The organism is Cardinium endosymbiont of Dermatophagoides farinae (assembly GCF_007559345.1).
Lineage (GTDB): Bacteria > Bacteroidota > Bacteroidia > Cytophagales > Amoebophilaceae > Cardinium.
This window is the reverse complement of record NZ_VMBH01000001.1, coordinates 1,055,627-1,073,165: the sequence shown is the minus strand read 5'-3', so window position 1 is coordinate 1,073,165 and position 17,539 is coordinate 1,055,627. Positions and strand designations below refer to the sequence as shown.

The following is a 17,539-nucleotide window of genomic DNA, read 5'->3' as shown; positions in this document are numbered from 1 at the left end:
GGATGTCTAAGTTTATCTATCAATATCTCCATGCCAGAGACAATGGGCCGTGTATATGGAAAATATCCAAGAATTATTGCAGCTCTATTGAGTACTTGTACCTCTATTATGATTGTTGCTAGTCAAGTTTATGTCATCTCACAAGTCATAAGTGGATGTATAGGCTCAGTTAGCCCCTTATGCATTACTATACTAGACGCTAATGCTTGTTGCCTATACTATATTTGGTGGCATTCGTGCTGTTGTTTTAACAGATATATGGCAATTTGTTACTTTTATTGGTCTAATTTGTTTTTTTATATGGTTTTTTGTACAAAAAAGGGTTTTTCAATTAGTGAAACGCTTGGTTTTGTAACCACTCAAAAACAATTTGCATGGAGCGCGCTATTGTTTGGTAAAAAAAAGTTAGTATATGCATTGCGCTATCTATGCATTATGTTTTTCTTTATAGAACCTGCTTATATGCAGCATATGTATATGTCTTCTGACCCTTCTCAAGCAAAGAAAGTGTTTTTGTATGCTGGCATTATTGGTTTTTTTATTACGCTATGCTGTCTATTGGCTGGTGGAGTTGTTGCTGAATGGATACCATCAGATGTATCACGAAAATATATTTTCAATTATATAATGGGTCATGTTTCGCCATTACTTAAGGGGGCGCTTTGTATATGTTTATTAGCCCTTACTATGTCCACAGCGGACTCTAGACTGCATATCTGTGCGGTTATGATTTATGATATATTGCCAATCTTATTTCGTGCGCGTTTTAGAGAAAATGTTTCTTGTACTGATCATTATAGGATTGCTTATGTATCTATATTAGTTATTGCTATGTTGGCTATTGTCCTATCTTTAAATAGTCCTTATCTTTCTATGATAGGTCGTATGACTAACTGGCTCCATGACTTTTATATTCCTATAGTGGTTGCTCCATTTATTTTAGCTGTTTTAGGCTTTCGTAGCAGCTCACCTGCTGCTTTAATAGGTATGGCTACAGGTGCATTAGCTGTTGTTGTTTGGCCCAAATGGATTTATCCTCTATTGCGAACGACTAGTAATGGATTTCCTTGCGTATTGGTTAATGGTTTGACTATGCTAGCGGTACACTATGTATGGCCACGGTCAAGGGAGGTTCCTATACAGCAGTATGGTACTGTTACGCAAAACAATAAAAAAACGCCCCTGTGTAAAGCAGCTCGATTAAAAAGCGCACTTTTATTAAAATAAAGCCTTGCAATAAGCTGCTCCAATTGTTTCACTAGTTCCATTCAACAGTATGGGTTAGTCTATCCTAAAACAAGAAAAAATGCGTCTGTCTCAATAGATGTCTGGCTAAAGGCTAATCTTATGCCGCCAGATGACATTGTTTCGTTTTGTTTTTTTCTGGGGTTTCCTTTAATTTTTCTATAATAGTAGCCCATTCATTCAATTCGAATTGGTATTTGTTATCCTTCGCTTTGTTATAATGGAATGCTGCATAGGATTGTGGACTATCACCATATTCATTTTTTATACACGGGTCTGCCTTATGTTTTATTAAAAGGTCAATTATAGGCTTACTATTCCATTCTAATGCGATCATTAAGCTTGTGTTCCCAGCATCATCTTGTGTATTCGTATTCGCTCCTTTATTTAGTAAAAATCGAATGGCGGGCTCATTGTTACGCCATACTGCATACATCAATAGTGTCCATCCTCTTGTATCCTTTTTATTTATTAGGGCTTGGTTTGGATCCTTTGCTTCTATATTGAGGCCTTGATTCAGCCAACATGCTATGATTGCTGGTGAAAAATCATGTGACCTTATCTCTTTTATAATCTGATCATGTAAGACCATCGAATTCATTGATGTTACGCCATCATAGGGTTCTCCATTAATAGCGAATTTTGCCTTGGCCAATTGTATCGCATGAATAATGGAGTCTGCTTGTGTAGCATTTACATAGGGCATAGCGGTTGTATTCCAACCGGTTGATGTCGATGATGGCGCGCTGATATTAAAACAACTCATTCTATTTCTATTACTACTATAATGTATTCCATTATCATCCGCCCCCCACCACTCCTTAAATCCATCCTCTACAACTCCAAAATAGTAAAAGTAATATATAACGGGAGCAAGCAAACTGCCCACTGTTACTGCTGTGCAGACCTTAGCGATTTTCGAGTTGTTATTTGAGTGCTGTGTAGTACAACAACGCAACAGCTTAGGCCAATAATCTAATTCTTTTTTTGTATGTACACAGGCAGATAAAGCATTGAAACTGAATAGCCCAATGAGTAGGCCTAGCCTATAGTTCGTATACCTTTTCATAACATTGATGTTTAATTGTAATTACAAGTATCACTTACAGTATCACTTGCAGCACCACTTACAATCCGCATTGTTTTTACAAAACCACCCAAAGGTTAGTCTTGATTAGTATATGATGTACAGTTCTGCTTTTTCATTGCTTCGGTGAATTCGTTGTGAATCCGTGTCTGTATATCCGGGTTGCTAATGTTTGCTGTAAGGTCTCGTGCTGTCTGACCATATACATCTTTTTTACAAACATCCGCCCCTTTAATTTTTATTAGATAATCAATTGTATCCTCAAGACCTTGCCCTGCTGCTAACATTGTGAGTGTGTACCCGTATTTATTGCTTATATTCACATCCGCCCCATTACTCATTATGAATCGAAAGGCGATTGGTTTTCTCAACCATATTGGATGCATCGATAGCGTCAACCCTGTTTTCGGTTCTTTTGCATCTATATCTAGGCCTTTGTTCAGCCAATGCTGTATCCTTTTTGTTGAGAAACCACTATCGATGATATCATTCAAAATATGCTCCTCTAAAATCATAGGATTCTTTATTGCTATGCCATCGGCAGGTTCTGCATCAGTAGTCAATTCAAATGGTTTCCCATTAATAGCCAATGTGCTTGGGTCCACTTCTGTTGCATTAAGAATAAACCCTGCTTCTGTAGGGGCTATACTGGATAATATAATGCTTCTATGTGGCGTGGCGCTTGTGGTCCGATTGGTTGGTATAAATGATCGCATGGTGGATATAGTACTACTACTAGCTGTTATATTATGCGCAGCTGCTGGATGTGTAAGATGGTTAATAACACCATAGATTGCCCCACCTAGAATGGACGTTGTATATAATGCCTCCGCTATATACCTGGCCCTATCGCTCCAGTTAGGCAAGCATTTCTTTTCATTTGTACCCAATTCTTGCCTTGTATGCACACAAGCAGACAAAATATGTAAACTTAAGAGCCCAATGAGTAGGCCTAACCTATAGTGCGTATACCTTTTCATAGTATTGATATTTAATTGTAAATTACACCACTACCAAGCAGCATTGATTCAATAGACCTTCTGCAAAACCTATTTCTAATGGCAATTTTGGTGTCGAAGCTTGTCTATGTTCCTCAAATACATTTAGTATTCTGCGGTGCTCGACTGCGCTTCTCTTAAAAACTGCTGACCACAAATAGGTTTTGAAGAAGGTCTAATGCATACTATTGCATTTGTTTGGCCCTGACATTGGCCTTAAATAAGGTAAACCCCCTTTAGTTAAGTCGTAATGGATGCCAAGATGCCTTGTAATTATCCTCCTGGTTTATAATACAAAAAAATAAATATAATTACAAATAAAGGTCATTAGAAAATATAGTATTTATAAGGTCAATCCCCGCACCCTCTAACGCCTTCTAGCATGGTGCCTTTTTGCAGCAGCTGTTCTGTTTCATCTTCGATTGGTACACTGGTATGCAAATCATCTAAGCTAGGAGCGCCTGTGTTGATCCAAGTAGTCAACCAAAAATTGCCTACTTCTATAATGGACTGTTGCAAACGTGCTTCCACCTGCCCTTGTAGGGCTTGGTGGTAAGCAGTAGCAAATGCAATAGCATATTGTTTTTTTAATTGATTGCCTTCTTGCTCAAAACTATATTTTAGTGGATATTGCGCGGAAAGCTCTTTTTCTAAAGCCAACACTTTGCCAACCAAGCTGTGAGATTGGTGCACAATGTCCCAAATGTGGCTGGATAGGTCTTCGATATAAACGGCCTGGCCTACAAAAAGATTATAGGTGTCGAAAAATAAAAGAGGCAACCTTGTCTCCCGTAAAGCATGAATCCCTTCCTGACCCGTCATTTGTCCATTGTAGTTTTGTGTAGTATGCAAAGGAACATGTGCATCACCAATATAATGACCTAAATCTGCTGAGCATTTTAGAATTTTAGCTATATCTTTATGTTTAAAAGCTTCTGTTAGTTGTTTGTGGGTATGTAGTATGGCCTAAGGGAGCTTGCCATGTGTATCTACCATTTGCGCACCTTTGCTACAGCTTGGTGAAACAAAAGCTTTTGCGGTGGGCTAGAGCAGTAGATCTCTAGGTCTATAAAATGTTTGGATGCTTCGTCTTTGACCACATATCTACGTTTATCTGGATTTACAGATTGCTCGGTCAAGAAGGTTAGATGTGCTTTATAAAAAGCAAACATACCTGGTGGTAGGGTAGTAATAGCATGCCGATTAATCTGTTTGTGTGCAAAGAAACCCCAAGACCAAGTTTCTAAGGGAAGATGACAAAAAACCAATATATAAACTGTTGTAGTATGCCTGAAAAGCTGTTTTTTTATTTTGTAAACAAAAAATGTTAATATGTTGTTTCGATTACAGGCGTTATCTTGTATTTGCATAAGGTTGTATTCATTTTTAAATCCATATACTTTGAGCCCAACGCAATTGTACCATTATATAGTAGGCTTTGTTTTGTCCATTACCTGGTTGCTTCCTGGTGTAGCAAAAGCTGCTCAGCAAGCTAATGTTAATATAACTACATCGCTGGCTACTTCAAAAGTTAATAAGGCTTGGCATTCTTATCCACGCGCTATACAATTACGATCTGGAGCTATAATAGGTAAAAGTAATAAAGAACCCATAGTAGTCATGCCCACTACTATTGATGCAGATATTTTATATATTCATCCCTTTTTTGCGCGTCAGCTGGACACTTACCCAAGAGTTGGACTCTCCATTTTGGTGCCCTATCCGCTTCAAAAAGAGCAGAAGCTTAGGTTCCCGAATATATGGGGCATCTTGGCTTATATAGAGCTCTATCAGTCTGATCCTTCCCTATCTACATGGGGCAATAGAATCAGTGTGGGTGCAGTCAAGGGTGGTACATTGGTACGTGCACAGCATGCACCAAACTATAGTTTTGTAGCTACAGAAGAGGTTACCTATCATTGGTTATGTGCGCCCTCTTGGCAGCTTAACTTTGGCATGGGACTATTGATCAATGGCTGGACTAAAAACAAGAAGGATAAGGTAGTAGTACAAGATAAGGTAGTAGTAAATACAGCCGGTCCACCCAATACACAGCCGTTAAATAATAAAGAAAATCATGTTTTTAGCTTAAAATTTGCTCCTTTAGCCACGATAGGTATACGATATATAGCGCATACAGCATCTTTTTTAACACTACGTCATAACCCGATCCATTATAGACAGCGAAAAAGCAGTAGAGTAGACTGTAGTATAGCTGGTAGCCGTAGGTGGCTGGCATCTACCCAAGCATACCATTTTATTTTTAGGGGATCTGTATTATTAAATTTTCCCATTAATGCCCATAATGCTTTACTATGCTCCCTAGAGTTAGGGCATAACTGGTATAAAAAAGCTTTGTTAACCAATATGCTGTCAGTAGGTGGTATGGAAGTTACAACACTAGGGGGCTATGAGGTACGCTATGGGCGTTTCTTGTTGCAGCTACAACTAGGATTCGAACTGATCGATGCAAAAAAACCTGCCATAGAAACTGAAGATACATTATCAGATCTACTCGAAAGGCGGGGTAGTTGTGCGGTGCATGCACAATATATGCTAACAGAATCTTTTTTTGTGGGTATCAGCGCTCGTTCTGGAGAAATCCCCGCGCTTCGATTGGGGCTATCATTTTAAATCAAGTGATTGAATGGTATATAAAAAAGTAGTATCTTGCATGCAATTAAATTATATTTAATAGTTAATTCAATTACATTTCATATGGCAAATCATAAATCAGCTGAAAAACGAATCAGGTCAAGCCGTGCTAAGTATCTTCGCAATCGTTATCAGTTAAAAACATGTAGAACCTTTGTGAAAAAGGTTGGTAAGCTTACGGATAAAAATGCTGCAGAGCAGTTGTTACCTAAGGTTTTTTCTATGTTAGATAAGCTTGCAGCAAAAAACATAGTGCACAAAAATAAGAGCGCTGGTAGTAAAGCTAAGCTTGCTAAGTATGTAAATAGGTTAACTGTAGCTGCAGCCTAAATGGCTTAAATGATATGGCACGGGAGATATATGCAACAGTTCCGCTAAGAATACAAGACTGGGCGCCAGAAGACCGACCAAGGGAAAAACTACTACGCCAAGGGGCTTCTAGTTTAACGGATGCAGAACTTTTAGCTGTGTTGATAGGTTCTGGTACCCGCAACACAAGCGTTGTGGTATTGGCACAACATATTTTAAAAACCAGTGGCAATAGCCTGCAAGAGCTGGCCAAACGTTCTGTACAGGAATTACGGCGCTTTAGGGGTATAGGGGAAGCAAAAGCGGTTGCTATTGTCTGTGCTATGGAACTTACCCGTAGGCGGGCTTATGAGCCTGTTATTAAAAAAGAACTGGTTAACAGCTCTCTTAAAGCTTATAGACTGCTACAGCCAGATTTAACCGGTAAGTCTGTAGAAGAGTTTTGGGTTTTGTTGCTCAATAGGGCGAATTATCTAATCAAGAAGATAAAAATCAGTAGTGGCGGTACGAGTAGAACCATTGTAGATGCTAAATTTTTATTTAGACTGGTGTTAGACCATCAGGCTGTTGCCATTATATTAGCCCATAATCATCCTTCTGGTAATACTACTCCAAGTACTGCTGATATTGAATTGACCAACACGCTTAGCAAGGCTGGGGAGTTGCTTGATGTAGCGGTTCTAGATCATATTATATTTACAGATAGAACCTACTTCAGTTTTTCTGATGAAGGGATGGTTTGACATGCTATATTTATACAATGCAAGTGCAAGCATGCATTTTTCTTTATGGATAACTTGTTGGCGGCTCTTTAACGTTAGACCTTCTGCAAAACCTATTTGTGATCAGCAGTTTTTAGGAGAAGCGCAGTCGAGCACCGCAGCATACTAAATGTATTTGAGGAGCATAGACCACAAAATTGCCATTTAGCAATAGGTTTTGCAGAAGATCTGTTGTAGCAGGTTGGTACCCCTATGCTTGCTCCTATTCCATTCATTTTAAGAATGAAAAGCAAGATAAGGCTTCTATTTTTTAGATTAGCGTTATGTTCAATACGCGTAACCTAAATACTCATTAAACGAATAAGATTTCATGCAACCATTACGTAATATTGCCATTATAGCACACGTAGACCACGGAAAAACAACTTTACTAGATAACCTATTAAAACAAAGTGGCACATTTAGGGCCCATCAAGAAGTAGCCGAGCGGGTTATGGATTCAAATGATTTAGAGCGGGAGCGTGGCATTACAATTCTGGCCAAGTGTACCTCTTTAGTTTGGAAAGATACCCGGATCAATATTGTAGATACACCTGGTCACGCCGATTTTGGTGGAGAGGTAGAGCGTATTTTAAGCATGGTAGATGGTGTGGTCTTATTAGTGGATGCAGCAGAAGGGACGATGCCTCAAACGAAGTTTGTTTTAAGTAAAGCATTAAAGCTGGGGTTGCGTCCTATTGTAGTAGTCAATAAGATTGACCGTTCGGATGCACGTGTAGCAGAGGTTGAAGATGAAATCTTAGAGCTTTTTATGGCACTTGAGGCTACAGAAGCACAGTTTAACTTTCCTATTGCCTATGCTTCTGGAAGGTCAGGTTGGGCCAGTAGAACATTAGATGCGGAGCGAAAAGACCTATCTCCTTTATTTGATTTAATTCTAGATCATGTACCTGCTCCAACTGTCGATTTAAATAGTGACTTTTCCATGCTTATAACGGCAAGGGAGTATGATCCTTATCTAGGTCGTATGTTAACAGGACGTATCTTTACAGGGAGCTTAAAAGTACAACAACCGATCAAGGCGCTGAATAAAGATGGTGCGGTAGTAGAGCATGGTAAGGTTACAAAAATTATGGCTTTCCGTGGTATGGACCATGTGCCGATTGAGACCGCACATGCTGGTGATATTGTTGCTATTGCAGGCATGCAACGTGCCAACGTAGCCGATACCATTTGCGCACCTACTGTGATGAATGCCCTCCCTGCGCTTCCTATAGACCCACCTACATTGGCTATTAACTTTTCAGTTAATGATTCTCCACTAGTTGGAACGGAAGGGAGCAAGGTTACCTTTAATGCCATACGGGATAGGCTAATGCGTGAACTGGAATCAAACGTATCTATTCAAGTAACAGAAAGCCCGGTTAAAGATTCTTTTGAAGTAGCTGGACGTGGTGAATTACAATTGGGTGTTTTAATAGAAACGATGAGAAGGGAGGGGTTTGAACTTTCCATTAGCAGGCCACGGGTGTTGATTAAGCTAGGGCCTAATGGTGAAAAGCTAGAGCCACTAGAAGAAATTCAAATAGAATTAGACGATGCATTTTCAGGATCTGTTATTGAATCTATGAGTTTGCGAAAAGCAGAAATGAGAGATCTACGTCCAATGGGAGGGGGCAAAACACGTATCATTTTTGTTGGGCCATCACGTGGTTTAATTGGCTATTATGGCACCTTTCTTACTGAAACGAGGGGTACTGGTATTATGAATAGGACCTTTCATAGTTATGGTAGCTATCGTGGCGTTATTGCTGGACGGCGCAATGGGGTACTTATTTCTATGGGGATGGGTGATGCAGTTGCCTATGCACTTTTTAATTTAGCTGACCGAGGTAAGCTATTTATCGGTGCAGGTGAAAAGGTGTATGGTGGGATGATTGTAGGCGAACACAATAGGGATAATGATTTAGAGGTGAACCTATTAAAAGGGAAGCAGCTTACCAATATGCGTGCATCAAGTTCAGATGAATCCATTCGGTTAAGTCCACCTGTGGTGATGACATTAGAAGAAGCCATTACCTATATCAAGGATGATGAACGTGTAGAAGTCACACCAAAATCGATCCGTTTGCGCAAAGTAATATTAGATCCCAATGAGCGAAAAAGAGCTGCTAAATCCAGTCATTAATGTGTCCATTAGCCTATATGGCACTATCAAAACAATAAACAACGCGTCTTTGGAAAAGTTCCGATCAGAAAGTGCAGCTTGTAGATGAATTGCTTAAGCTGATGGCCAGCTGCACCATTGCTTGAATGCATCGAGGTGATGTATAGATGTAAAAGATTGTAAAACTTTTGGAACAATGGGTTCTAATAGTGGAAATAATAAACTATTATGTGTATACATGCTGGGAAAGGAAGTAATGCTTAAGCAGCTACAGCAGTAAATCAACAAACTGATAAAGAATGATACTTTACACAACCCAAATACCCCTCCTAATAGGTTATCAAATATACCCAGAAGGCTAATGGCAAGCATTCCTTTAATCAATTTTGTAAGCAAGTAAATCACGCCGCCTCCTATCAAGAGCATTAAAACCGCTAAGCAAACAGGAAGGCAAGGCGCTAAAGTAGGTAATTTATCTTTTATAATGGGGAGCAATGTGTAAAATAAGGCTACACCTTTTATAAAACCAAATACCAGTAGGGAGGAAGAAATCAGCTCTACAATAAACCCTTTTTTAAGCCCATTATACCCTCCCCAAATAAGTGGTATAATGAGTAAAATATCAAGACCATTCATAGTTAATTTATTAAAATCAATTAAAAAATGGCATCTAAGCTTATATAAACAAATGAGCAATCTGAGCAGCCATGCTTACCCAATAGCGTACTCCATTTGGGTCACTACACGAACCTTTTTTTTAGTAGGCAGATGGGTTTTTTCTATAGAAAAAGTACCTTGAGAGGCTTTACGTAATTTGCCTAGACGAACATTTGCATCAGTAGCAAACTGCTTTGCAGCTTTTTTTGCATTTATGGTAGCCTCTTGAATCATAGATGGCTTAATTGCATTTAAGTCCGTAAAGATAAACTTAGCTGGCCCATCGTATCTATGGTAAGATAAACAAACACCTAGTTTCATTAGTTCCTGAGACTTTTGTACCGTTTCGTATACTAAAAATACATTTGGTGAATGTACAGTCACTTCCATCTCTATTGGGTATTTAATACTTTTTGAGTCATATTTACTATGATTACGTAATTCAGGGGCTCCATATATAATTTCTTTATCTACAAATCCCTGTTGTTTTAGAAAGCCAACTAATATTTCTGTTTGCTTTTTAATTTGCCTATTTACTTGCTCTAGATCGTTATCCACTGACTCGAACTTCATATTCCATATACCGACATTGGCATCCACCTCTCTTTCTGCAAGCCCCTTTACGCTGATATATTCTAAAGCGCTTGAGCGGGTATAACAAAAGGCTAAGCTAAAAATAATACTACTGGCTACTAAGCCTATACTAAAGACCATAGCAGCTTTTATTCTGTTCTCATGCATGTAAATATACTATTGATATGATTTGGCCACTTGCTAAAAGGTATTGTTTCAATCAAATGGCCATGGCTGCGCAGTAAGCGCAAAGGAACAGCTTTTATGCAGCCTTTTGGTTACACTACCCAAAAATAAGAAAAAAAGCCCCTTATAAAAAGCTGTGGCCAGAAAGCACACCACTAAAAAAGAAAAACAGCTTTGTAAAGTCCACAGCGTGACTTCTGTTTTTTCGGTATGCTTTCAGCAACTTTTTGCACAGGGCTTTATTTTTTGACTACTTTTTTTGATCAAGTAAAAAGTAGCGCCATACATTGCTTATTTTAAGCTAAACTTTATGCCTCCGGAGAATTTATGTTGATGTCCCTTATTGTGTTCATTCTTTTCATCTTTTCTCCACTCTTTTGCTAGCGTATAACCACCAGAAAGCGTGACATATTTATTAACTTCATAGGAAATTTTCGGGACGGCATTATACTGGTGCAAAAAGGCTTGGCCCGGCTTTTTTTCATTTTCTAGGGCTCTAAGATAAGATCCACTTACAGAAAGTTTCCATTTAGGTGTTACACAATACGCTAAACAAAGTGAAGCGCCATATGCACGTATAGTAGATAAGCTATCTTCTTCCTTGTCACAGTAGTAGGCCGCACACATTTCTTTACGATCTGTATCACTTTGAATCGCTTCAAGTCCTGATATGTAATCACCTAAACCATCCACATATATACCCTGCCCTGTAGCTGTAAATTTTTTAGGAACTATTTGATACTGAATACCTAAATTCACACCGTAAGTAAAGCAGTACTTAGTATCCGAACTTTTCTCATTAGCGTTATGGGTATAGTCTGTATAACGGAACAAAGCGCTTAAGCCAATATTACAGTCATCCGTAACAACCCCTAGATTAATGCCCGCAGCTGGGATGCGATTTTTAAATTTGAAAGGGCGGTTGTCATCCTTTGAATCATCAACTTTATTAGTTCGGTCTTTTTTATCATTTTTTTCTGCTACATTCTCTTTATCAAAGTGCCCTACTTGGAGCTCAACAGGCCTTTCAATGGCAGCTGCTATTCGGAACCAGTCAAAGGTATAGGCATATTTTGCTTGCAATACAGTTGCACCTGCAGATACAAGCGAAGCGCTAGCTGATTTTTCGTAACCAAAAACAGTAGAGGCGTAGCCCATCGTTACCATCTTGTCAATGGATAGTGCAGCCTTTTTAACAGTAAATTTGTCTCCATTCCAACCAGTATCTATATTAATGGTTGCGTTTTTGTTACACCAAGCATTTGGCACATCCGCACTAAATGCTAGCTTTGCGCTAATTTTGTTTTTAGTTGAATATACCTCATCTTGAAATGAAAAAGAAGGATCTATCCCAAGATCAGCCCCCATCTTTATTAAATTTTCAGATTTATCTTTTCCTGTTTTATCTTCCTTAGCATTATTCTGCTCGTTCTCTATCTCTTCTTCTTCTGGGTTATATCTATATTGATCAGCATGTAGATGTGTGATGCCATTGGCCAAAAATAAGCCAAATAACGCGATTTTAATTTTCATAGCAATATTTATGTTAAAAATTATACAATTTAAAATGATAGCGCTCCCTAAGTCTCTCTCCTTGCAAAAAGAGGCTAAAAAGCCAGCTGTTTGCTTGATCAGTAGCCTTACTGTTTAAAAAACAGCTGAAAATATCGGACCACTACCATTAGTATAATAAATATTATGTTGATAAACAATAGCCCCCTTGCAAAAGTCGATTGCTAAATGGCAATTTTGTGGTCTATGCTCCTTAAATAAGACCTTCTTCAAAACCTATTTGTGATCAGCAGTTTTTAGGAGAAGCGCAGTCGAGCACCGCAGCATACTAAATGTATTTGAGGAGCATAGACAAGTTCCAAAATTGCCATTTAGCAATAGGCTTTGCAGAAGGTCTATAGATTTTAGTATGCTGGCGACTGCGCTTCTCCTAAAAATTACGCACCATAAATAAGTTGTGAAAGCGGTTTAAATATTTGCAAACAATAGTTAATCTAAGTCTAGCAAATTTTGTAAGCCTTTTAGCTTGCTGATGTCATTGAATCTATGATTTTCATTCTGATCTTTTTTGTTTTTGAAATGCTTCAATGGATTGGCTCGGATAGAGAGTCCTACTTGGAGATAAATAGCTAGCTGTTTATATGCAATATTATAATCACAAGATTTTTTACTGGTAAACTGTTTAAAGCTTTGCAGCTCCACGGAAAGGCGGGTGATCCATGAAAGGTAACCTGTAAGCTGCTGCTCGTATCCTAAGCCGAAATTATAGGCTAATGCTTCATGCAAATAGGGGCCAAAGGTTACTACTCTAGCAAACATACTACCCAAATGACGTATATGGAATAGACGTATATCTCCAAAAAATCTATGTTTTTTACCATTAAACGCGTACCATCCGCATTTAGCAAACCATCTTCCCTGAACCGACCACTTTTTAGGCATAATGTATGCCTTATGTTTTATATGGTCATCATTATGGAGCAATCTGTTGGTGGCATTAAAGACTACTTCTTTACCAACACCCACAAGCAGGCGTTGCCAGAAAATATATTGGATCCCTAATGTAATGGGGATGCCCCACTCTTTGCCTTGAAATGCGCTGTTTTGAGCATCATCACCTTTTACACAATTAGATTCGTTAAAATTACTTACCATATTAAGTGTATGGTGGAACCAATTGGGCTTGTATACCTCGTTTGTTTTAGTTACAAAAAAATAATCATGGTTTTGGTTTTTCCTTTGAAGCAAACGCATATGCTCCAAGCCGTTTGTATAATAAATAAGTCCAGCGCCTATGCTGAAATCAAATGAAAAGTTCTGCCATATGCTTCTTTCCTGTTCAGCATGAATGGGTTGTGTAAATGTGTGAACACCCAGCAATTCTTCCAATAACGCATCTGTAGCTACATCATTTGAGGGGGTGTTGTGGTTTGGTGGACCTGATGTTTTTGTAGCGATGGGGAGGAAATCGTTATTTATCTGGGTGTTGGCTTGTTGCATATAAGGCATAAGGCTAACGTTATGACCCGTTTGATGGACCAAATCATATGCCAAAAGGTTTATATAAGGATTGTCATTAAGGGAATCCGTTTTAGAGATTTTTTGCTTGCAAAGTTCTTTTATCTTTTGTAAGATTGTAGCAGGCTTTTTGCTTTTTATATTTTTTGCATGGGCATTGGTAGCTGAGTAAAGAAAAAAGCTAAAAATAGCTACTACAATAGCTATTTTATTACGCTTGGGTAGCCTAGTGCGCTTCATGATTTATAAATTTATAATTTTTATTATTCATTAAGTTGCTTTTCTTGGCTATTCAGCACCTACCCACAGATGTGGGCTATGCCTAAAAGCTAAACTGCATTTGACTACAACTCCTTAGAAGCCATATCGCGCTGCTGCTCCGTAAACAAGGAAAAGCATGCCCTTGGAAAACAGTTACGGCCAGCAAGCATAGGTTACATATAAAAACAAAACAGTTGAATCGAGCCCACAGGGTGGCTTCTGTTTTTCCATCTGCAAGCTGTGCTTTCAGCAACTTTTTCCATCAGGGCTTGATTTTTTGCTTACCTTCTGATCAAGCAAAAAGCAGAATAGATGTATTCTTTTTGTATGCGTCATAATGTCGAGCGGATAATTGCTTAAAGCGGCTCAATAGACCTTCTGCAAAACCTATTGCTAAATGGCAATTTTGTGGTCTATGCTCCTCAAATACATTTAGTATTCTGGCGACTGCGCTTCTCCTAAAAACTGCTGATCACAAACAGGTTTTACAGAAGGTCTAATGGCTTTAAATTTATCTTCTGCTTAGCAGTAATCTAAGGGTTCCTTTTTAATTATCCAAGCTTAACATGGCCAGTTGGTTGCATAAATACTTGGGTTCAAGTAAAAAGTGGGACTTGTCCATTCCTTAAACCTTCTGCAAAACCTATTGCTAAATGGCAATTTTGTGGTCTATGCTCCTCAAATACATTTAGTATTCTGCGGTGCTCGACTGCGCTTCTCCTAAAAATGCTGATCACAAATAGGTTTTGCAGAAGGTCTCTTCTACTGCGTTCTGCTTGAATAAGTAGGTAGGCTTGGCTTACAAATGAACCAAGCCTACTTGGCATAATATTAGACCTTCTGCAAAACCTATTTCTAATGGCAATTTTGGTGTCGAAGCTTGTCTATGCTCCTCAAATACATTTAGTATTCTGCGGTGCTCGACTGCGCTTCTCCTATAAACTGCTGATCACAAATAGGTTTTACAGAAGGTCTATTGTAAAAAAGCACTAATGGAGTTCTATTTCTTCTTGATTTTGATTGACAAGTTTGTAATCTGTTACTGCCATTGAAGAATCTTCAACCAATGTAACCCATCTGCCATATCTTAAAAACCACTTCAATCTTTTAGAGATCAAGTTTTTAGTAAAATAGGCATAGAGATAAGGGTGCAGCAAGAGCCTTATGCCTTTTTCGTTTTGATTCATCAAGACAAGACGCAAGTTTTCTTCAATTTTTTCTGCAACCAATATAGAAGCATCGATCTTTCCTGTTCCATTACAAGATGGGCAAAGTTCTCTTGTGACTACATTCATTTCTGGGCGTACCCGCTGTCGTGTGATTTGCATAATGCTAAACTTTGACAGGGGCAAAACAGAAGTTTTAGCGCGGTCTTCTTTCATCAGCTCCTTCATTTTTTGATAAAGCAGCTTACGATCTTCTATGTCCTTAATATCTATAAAATCCACTACTATAATGCCCCCCATGTCGCGCAAACGCAACTGGCGTGCAATTTCTTGTGCAGCAGCTAAATTGACATTTAAAGCCATTTTCCCTTGCCCTTCTTCGTCCAGCGCCCTGTTGCCGCTGTTCACATCAATGACGTGCATCGCTTCCGTATGCTCAATCACTAAATACCCCCCCCCTTCTATGCCAACCGTTTGACCAAACAAGGTTTTCAGTTGCCTTTCTATACCCAATTGCTCAAAGAGTTTGATCTTACCTTGATGGAATTTAAGAATTTTTTCTTTATCAGGTGCAATAGTATGGATGTACTGCTTTATTTCGGTATAAAGAAGCTGGTCATCTACGACAATGCTGTCAAAAGACTCATTGAGCATGTCTCGTAAAATAGTATAGGCTCTATTTACTTCCCCGATAACTTTTTCGCCAGGCAGTGCAGTAACCAGTTGCTCCATCCCCTTTTGCCACTTATCGATAAGATCTCTTAGATCTCTGTCCAATGTGGCCACATCGATTCCTTTGGCCACCGTACGCACAATTACACCAAAATCTTTAGGCTTAATGGAAGCGATTAAACGGTGCAGCCGATCACGCTCTTCTGCATTTGTAATTTTTTTGGAAATACTAATCGTATCTACAAAGGGTATAAGAATCATATAACGACCAGGTAAAGTCAATTCAGAAGCTATACGTGGACCTTTACTTGAAATAGGTTCCTTTACGATTTGGACCAATACCTCTTGCCCTTTTGTTAGTAGATCTCCAATTTTACCCAGCTTGTCTATGGGCGGCTCAACTACAAATTCAACTAGATTTTTTATATTCCCTTGTTTATGCCTGACATATCGAATAGCCTTTTTCAGAGAATTGAATTGTGGACCAAGATCCAAATAATGCAAAAAAGCATCTTTCTTGTACCCTACATCCACAAAACTTGCATTTAAACTGGGCACTACTTTTTTAATAACCCCTAAGTAAATGTCGCCTACTTTAAACTTATTGTCTTCTTTTTCTACCTGATATTCAAAAAGATTTCCATCTTTTAACAGTGCTATTCTACAATTATTATCCGTACTATTAATTATTAATTCGTTACCCACGTGCTCATTTTGTTTACGTTTTTTACAGAAACCCAGAAAGCAATTAGTAGCCTATTTTAATAAATAGTTAAGCAAAGTAGATAATAATGCTTCTTGGCACCTAAGTGCTATCTATTTTTCTTTTTATGTCTATTTAACCTAAGACGTTTTTTACGCTTATGTGTAGCTATCTTTTGTCTTTTTCTTTTCCTACCGCAAGGCATTTTACTAAGATTTCGTAGGTTATATTTTAATATCACTCTGGAATGGCACCGCCTCCCTATTATAACATCTTCTTAGGTGAGCAGGTGCCATTCGCTTACGTTTAAAATGGTCTATCCATTAAGATGATAGACCCTATTGGAAGTCCAACACGGTTTAGGCATTGGGCATTAATTCCTCCAATTTACTGTTTTTTTCTTTAATTGTATGCATACCTGCTTATTATTCTAACTATAATGGCGCTGTACGCGCTGTATGCTACCCTAAGGAAAGTGTTAGGGTAGGTTCCCTTTGTAAGATGTATACCATTTGATTTGACCATAAATGCCTATACATGATAAAATAAGGTGATGGATACATAGCATGATCGCCCCTATTTGATAGCAAGCCAGCGAGAAGGCTATGTGGCGAAAAAGCGCAATGGTCCACCTTTCTAATTTTTTATGTGACATAAGCCACTTGTCCATAAAACCAAAAGAAAGGTAATAGGCATCGCCATATGATGCAGCATGCAGATACTTGCCTATTATAAGGTGGCAACCCATCCCACCTAACATGCTCATACCGGTAATGGATAAAAGCATCTTATGAGAGGTTCTGCTCACTTCTACAGGTTTTCGACGGATGCTTCCCTTCCATCTTAGATAGGCATATAGATTGAAGAATATAAAAATAATGCTATAGATTACTTTTCCATAGAGCTGTCTAACGGAATAGACATAAATGTTTGTAAAAGCAATAGGAAAAGCCAAAATTTTGCTCCAAATATTTTGGCGTGCCTCTAAAACATGGGCCAAAATGGATGCAATGACTACACTAAATTCCAATAAGCTTTGTTGGTCATGGATTAACCATTTTCCTGCGCCGATTATGGCGGTGAAAAGTTGGTCTTTCGTCATATGTAA

The 17,539-nt window shown here is 38.5% G+C and carries 15 protein-coding genes; 5 read left to right on the top strand and 10 right to left on the bottom strand.

Annotated features, from left to right (window positions below):
- The first annotated feature begins 300 nt into the window (after nt 1-300).
- A complete protein-coding gene (locus FPG78_RS05010; RefSeq protein WP_144086895.1) occupies nt 301-1,227 on the top strand; it encodes an SLC5/6 family protein in 927 nt (308 codons plus the stop codon).
- Nucleotides 1,228-1,345: 118 nt separating this feature from the next.
- Here FPG78_RS05010 and FPG78_RS05005 read toward each other — a convergent pair whose 3' ends face one another.
- The 4 genes from FPG78_RS05005 to FPG78_RS04990 all read right to left on the bottom strand — a co-directional run bounded on the left by FPG78_RS05005 (nt 1,346) and on the right by FPG78_RS04990 (nt 4,598).
- Nucleotides 1,346-2,314: an ankyrin repeat domain-containing protein gene (locus FPG78_RS05005; protein ID WP_144086894.1), complete on the bottom strand. Its 969-nt coding sequence runs from the start codon at nt 2,312-2,314 to the stop codon at nt 1,346-1,348.
- A gap of 95 nt (nt 2,315-2,409) precedes the next feature.
- Nucleotides 2,410-3,312, bottom strand: coding sequence for an ankyrin repeat domain-containing protein (locus tag FPG78_RS05000; protein ID WP_144086893.1), 903 nt, complete (start codon nt 3,310-3,312; stop codon nt 2,410-2,412).
- Between the two features lie 369 nt (nt 3,313-3,681).
- Nucleotides 3,682-4,182, bottom strand: a complete 501-nt coding sequence (locus FPG78_RS04995) for a phospholipase C/P1 nuclease family protein (protein ID WP_144086892.1) — start codon at nt 4,180-4,182, stop codon at nt 3,682-3,684.
- 137 nt (nt 4,183-4,319) lie between these two features.
- Nucleotides 4,320-4,598, bottom strand: coding sequence for a phospholipase C/P1 nuclease family protein (locus FPG78_RS04990; RefSeq protein ID WP_144086891.1), 279 nt, complete (start codon nt 4,596-4,598; stop codon nt 4,320-4,322).
- Between the two features lie 133 nt (nt 4,599-4,731).
- Between FPG78_RS04990 and FPG78_RS04985 the strand changes: the two genes are divergently transcribed.
- From FPG78_RS04985 to typA, 4 genes are all read left to right on the top strand, one after another.
- Entirely contained in the window at nt 4,732-5,964 is a 1,233-nt protein-coding gene (locus FPG78_RS04985; protein ID WP_144086890.1) for a hypothetical protein, read from the top strand.
- A gap of 84 nt (nt 5,965-6,048) precedes the next feature.
- Nucleotides 6,049-6,315: a 30S ribosomal protein S20 gene (gene rpsT / locus FPG78_RS04980; protein WP_144086889.1), complete on the top strand. Its 267-nt coding sequence runs from the start codon at nt 6,049-6,051 to the stop codon at nt 6,313-6,315.
- Between the two features lie 14 nt (nt 6,316-6,329).
- Complete coding sequence (radC, locus tag FPG78_RS04975; RefSeq protein WP_144086888.1) at nt 6,330-7,037, top strand: RadC family protein; 708 nt, start codon at nt 6,330-6,332, stop codon at nt 7,035-7,037.
- 349 nt (nt 7,038-7,386) lie between these two features.
- Nucleotides 7,387-9,204 carry a translational GTPase TypA gene (typA, locus tag FPG78_RS04970; RefSeq protein ID WP_144086887.1) on the top strand — a complete coding sequence of 606 codons (1,818 nt, stop codon included), beginning with the start codon at nt 7,387-7,389 and terminating at the stop codon, nt 9,202-9,204.
- A gap of 93 nt (nt 9,205-9,297) precedes the next feature.
- Here the strand turns inward: typA and FPG78_RS04965 are convergent, their stop codons facing one another.
- From FPG78_RS04965 to FPG78_RS04940, 6 genes are all read right to left on the bottom strand, one after another.
- Nucleotides 9,298-9,819 carry a CvpA family protein gene (locus FPG78_RS04965; protein ID WP_144086886.1) on the bottom strand — a complete coding sequence of 174 codons (522 nt, stop codon included), beginning with the start codon at nt 9,817-9,819 and terminating at the stop codon, nt 9,298-9,300.
- Nucleotides 9,820-9,894: 75 nt separating this feature from the next.
- A complete protein-coding gene (locus FPG78_RS04960) occupies nt 9,895-10,581 on the bottom strand; it encodes an SIMPL domain-containing protein (RefSeq protein ID WP_144086885.1) in 687 nt (228 codons plus the stop codon).
- 309 nt (nt 10,582-10,890) lie between these two features.
- Nucleotides 10,891-12,132: a porin family protein gene (locus FPG78_RS04955; protein WP_144086884.1), complete on the bottom strand. Its 1,242-nt coding sequence runs from the start codon at nt 12,130-12,132 to the stop codon at nt 10,891-10,893.
- A gap of 468 nt (nt 12,133-12,600) precedes the next feature.
- Nucleotides 12,601-13,869: a hypothetical protein gene (locus FPG78_RS04950; protein ID WP_144086883.1), complete on the bottom strand. Its 1,269-nt coding sequence runs from the start codon at nt 13,867-13,869 to the stop codon at nt 12,601-12,603.
- Nucleotides 13,870-14,879: 1,010 nt separating this feature from the next.
- Nucleotides 14,880-16,433, bottom strand: coding sequence for an Rne/Rng family ribonuclease (locus FPG78_RS04945; RefSeq protein ID WP_144086882.1), 1,554 nt, complete (start codon nt 16,431-16,433; stop codon nt 14,880-14,882).
- 476 nt (nt 16,434-16,909) lie between these two features.
- Nucleotides 16,910-17,533 carry a nicotinamide mononucleotide transporter family protein gene (locus tag FPG78_RS04940; protein WP_144086881.1) on the bottom strand — a complete coding sequence of 208 codons (624 nt, stop codon included), beginning with the start codon at nt 17,531-17,533 and terminating at the stop codon, nt 16,910-16,912.
- Nucleotides 17,534-17,539: the final 6 nt, after the last annotated feature.